This is a genomic window from Chamaesiphon sp. VAR_48_metabat_403 (assembly GCF_031422475.1).
GTDB lineage: Bacteria > Cyanobacteriota > Cyanobacteriia > Cyanobacteriales > Chamaesiphonaceae > Chamaesiphon.
Window position 1 is genome coordinate 1 of sequence record NZ_JANPLS010000219.1, and the last position, 3,255, is coordinate 3,255.

General features: G+C 40.4%; 6 protein-coding genes. 5 read left to right on the forward strand and 1 reads right to left on the reverse strand.

The features are described 5' to 3' along the window. From RMO79_RS10220 to RMO79_RS10240, 5 genes are all read left to right on the forward strand, one after another. On the forward strand, positions 1–203 hold a 203-nt coding region (locus RMO79_RS10220; RefSeq protein ID WP_310483044.1), incomplete at its 5' end, for a DUF2281 domain-containing protein. Continuing rightward, complete coding sequence (locus RMO79_RS10225; RefSeq protein ID WP_310483045.1) at positions 203–589, forward strand: type II toxin-antitoxin system VapC family toxin; 387 nt, start codon at positions 203–205, stop codon at positions 587–589. The genes RMO79_RS10220 and RMO79_RS10225, both read left to right, overlap by 1 nt. 350 nt (positions 590–939) lie before the next feature. Next, on the forward strand, positions 940–1,158 hold the full coding sequence (locus RMO79_RS10230; protein ID WP_310483046.1) for a hypothetical protein: 219 nt from the start codon (positions 940–942) through the stop codon (positions 1,156–1,158). After that, the gene (locus tag RMO79_RS10235; protein WP_310483047.1) at positions 1,151–1,543 is read left to right on the forward strand and encodes a hypothetical protein; all 393 of its coding nucleotides are present in this window, start codon (positions 1,151–1,153) and stop codon (positions 1,541–1,543) included. Before RMO79_RS10230 ends, RMO79_RS10235 begins: the two co-directional genes overlap by 8 nt. 393 nt (positions 1,544–1,936) lie before the next feature. After that, a complete protein-coding gene (locus RMO79_RS10240) occupies positions 1,937–2,506 on the forward strand; it encodes a DUF6037 family protein (protein ID WP_310483048.1) in 570 nt (189 codons plus the stop codon). Positions 2,507–2,526: 20 nt separating this feature from the next. Here RMO79_RS10240 and RMO79_RS10245 read toward each other — a convergent pair whose 3' ends face one another. Further along, positions 2,527–2,826 (reverse strand): hypothetical protein, encoded by a 300-nt coding sequence (locus RMO79_RS10245; protein ID WP_310483049.1) that lies wholly within the window; start codon positions 2,824–2,826, stop codon positions 2,527–2,529. Between the last annotated feature and the right edge of the window lie 429 nt (positions 2,827–3,255).

Here is a 3,255-nt window from a genome sequence, read left to right on the forward strand (position 1 = left end):
CACTCCTCGAACAAATTCAGCGACTACCAGAGTCGGTGCAACAGGAAGCCCTACACTATATTGAGGGTTTTGTTGCAAAGCATAATCAATCGGTGCAAGCACCCCCACTCGATCGAAAAGATGCTTTCGGCATCTGGAAGGGAGAGGTGTGGATGCCTGATGATTTTAACGCGCCTTTAGATGATTTACAGGAATATATGTAATGGGTCGGTTTTTACTGGATACACACGTATTTCTGTGGCTGATTCAAGGCGATCCGCAGTTGAGCGGTCGAGTAAGAGCCATCATATCTGATGATGCTAGTCAGCTTAATTTTAGTGTAGTTAGTATTTGGGAAATCGCAATTAAGCTAAATATTGGGAAGTTAAAAATCGAGCATTCTATCGAGGATATTTATCAACTTTTAGCCAAACTTAAAATTGAAATTCTGCCGACCGAGCGGTTGGATCTAGATAGATATTTAACATTACCGCTCTATCATCGCGATCCTTTCGACAGGCTCATCATTTCTCAAGCGATCGATCGCGAGTTAATATTAATAAGTGCTGATGGATCGTTTGAGCCTTATCCAGTACAAAGACTATGGTAATCGATCGATAATTCCAACAGGATATAAAGATACTTCTCAACGGCGATAGATCGAACCTCAAACACTGAAATTGTTGGGTTTCTCGAAGTAGGTAATCGATTGCCCTTGGCACGCTCCGCGAACGATAATTCCAACAGGATCTAAAAATACTCCTCAATACCGATTACCTCCGGTAGGCTTCGCCAACGATCGAACCTCAAACAATAGAATTGTTGGGTTGTTTCGTTCCGAAAGGCTACGCCAACGAGACTCAACCCAACCCACGGGGAGAAAATATTACTAAAATTCTATTTCTGAGTTTATGGATCGCTTATGATAAATACATTCTCGTAGGTCTAGGAGTTTAAACCATGTCTCTAACTGAAATAATTCCTTTGGTGAACAATCTAAGCCAGCCAGACAAATTATCACTCTTCAAACTTCTGGCTGCACAAGTTCCAGATGCTGAATTACAAGTTATCTTTTCTGCGCCAGAGTATCCGGTTTGGTCGCCTTATGACGCAACAGAAGCTGCAAACATTCTAATGCAGATGATTCGGGATGACCGAGAGGCATCTACTCATGCCTAATACGATTGAGTTTCCTTTTGCTGACGATGAAGCATTACCCATGATTCCCGTCACGCTGAGTTATGCAAACTTTTCTGTCTCCGCAAATGCACTGCTAGATAGTGGTTCTACAGTCAATCTATTACCCTATGACATCGGGCTACAGTTAGGCGCAATTTGGGAGAAACAAACTGTTCGGTTGCCATTGGCTGGAAATCTTGCAAGGGTTGAAGCACGGGGTTTATTTTTGCATATTCAAATTGGGGATCTGGAACCAGTTCGTTTAGCATTTGCTTGGGTACAATCCTCTGAGGTGCCTTTGATTCTTGGGCAAACGAACTTCTTTCGAGAATTTGATATCTATTTTAGGCGATCGCAAAACACGATCGAAATTACTCGCTGCTAACGATCGAGTCTCAATCTCACCAAAAATATTATAGCGATCGAATCAACGACAATCAACCAAACCTAAGAGAATCGATCGATCATTCCAACAGGACATAAAAATACTCCTCAATCGCGATCGATCGAACCTCAAACACTAAAATTGTTGGATTTCTCGAAGTAGCTAATCGATCGATAATTTCGACAGGATATAAAGATACTTCTCAATACCGATCGATCGAGCCTCAAACTGGAATTGCTGGGTTTTAAGGCTCAAACCAACCCACATGTAGAAATACCGCTCAAGATTTGGGAATACTAGGTTAACAGCCTTACTTTCAGTTATCACAAGGCTTGAAGTATCAAAGCTAAGTAATAAGCTACAACGTTTCATTTTTTACGGGAGAAAACAACAATGAAGATAGAATCTTTAATGCACTTACACCGTAGCATGATGGTAGATAAGGTTGATATCCAACAATTTACAATCAAAATGGGAATAGCTAGTTTTGATTGTCTTTTTTCAACAAGGGAAAACCCTTTTGTCTTAACTCTTACATCAAAAAGTGCGACACCAAAGTTTTTTAAGTTTGATGTTAATCCAGGATATTCTATTAACACATTTTTAGGAGATAGATATAATGATTTAAGAGATGTTCTCAAAATTGATGGAAGATCTGGTAATCGATTAAAGCCGAATGATTTCTTTATGGAATTTGCTGGATTAATCCCATTAATCGCAAAGAAAAGTAGCGTTCCAAGCTCAGAAGAGATAGCCAGACTACGCCATGATATGGAAGAAAGAGATAAGCCTTATTTTGACAGATGGATGCGTTGGTCGGAAGAATCAGGAAAATCGTATACTCCAGAGAATTTTCAAAAGACATCACTAATTCTTGGCATCGAAGCTTCTGAATATAGCAAATCCATGAATGCTTCTAGTAGATGGAGTCTTACTCCAACTGGAAAAACATGGCGTGAATAGAAGATATTTAGCACATTGACTTATTCTTTGAGAACTGATTTGCCTGTAGAAGTTACTCGAATTTGATCGCCAATATCCTCATATTCCATTATGTCTAATCCGCAAGGCTTAGAGATTTCGTGCTTTAAACAAAAATCAGCGGCACTTTTTGCGCTGGTGAACATCAAAGCCTTTTCTGGATGCTTGCACCATCCAGTGAGAATCGTAGAATCATTAGATTTAGCTTCTGCGAGATACTCATCTGTATCCGATCTCCAAAGCATGAAACGCTTCTTAGATGGTAGAAGCTCTTGAAAGCCTTTTTTACCAAGTTTAGACATAAGTTAATGCTGACTGATTGATGTTTGCCGATGAAGAACATGAACCGATCTAAGTGCCTGTATTATAGTGACTTAAACAAGGCTTTGACAGCCATATAAAGTAGTGTAACTATCTTCACCGATACAATACTAACCTGAGCAGGATTCATTTATACCCTCTTAGATCCTTAAATATTTGTATCAGTAGCCACCCTAACCGCGAAAATACGTTAGAAAATAGTAGGCTCTAGAATCAGCATTAATTGTGCATTCTACTCCCCAGCCCGTTCGCGTAGCGTACCAACGGTAATCCTTCACTCTTACGCCCTCAATCCATGAACACTAGTCAGCCCGTCAAACAAGGTTTATACGATCCGCAGTTTGAGCACGATGCTTGCGGCATCGGTTTTATCGCGCAGATGAAGGGGGCGAAGTCGCATGAGATTGTGG

Excerpts from the sequence above, each read along its gene's own strand:
- RMO79_RS10225 (WP_310483045.1), top strand. The coding sequence starts at position 203 with ATGGGTCGGTTTTTACTGGATACACACGTATTTCTGTGGCTGATTCAA.
- RMO79_RS10230 (WP_310483046.1), top strand. The coding sequence starts at position 940 with ATGTCTCTAACTGAAATAATTCCTTTGGTGAACAATCTAAGCCAGCCA.
- RMO79_RS10235 (WP_310483047.1), top strand. The coding sequence starts at position 1,151 with ATGCCTAATACGATTGAGTTTCCTTTTGCTGACGATGAAGCATTACCC.
- RMO79_RS10240 (WP_310483048.1), top strand. The coding sequence starts at position 1,937 with ATGAAGATAGAATCTTTAATGCACTTACACCGTAGCATGATGGTAGAT.
- RMO79_RS10245 (WP_310483049.1), bottom strand. The coding sequence starts at position 2,826 with ATGTCTAAACTTGGTAAAAAAGGCTTTCAAGAGCTTCTACCATCTAAG.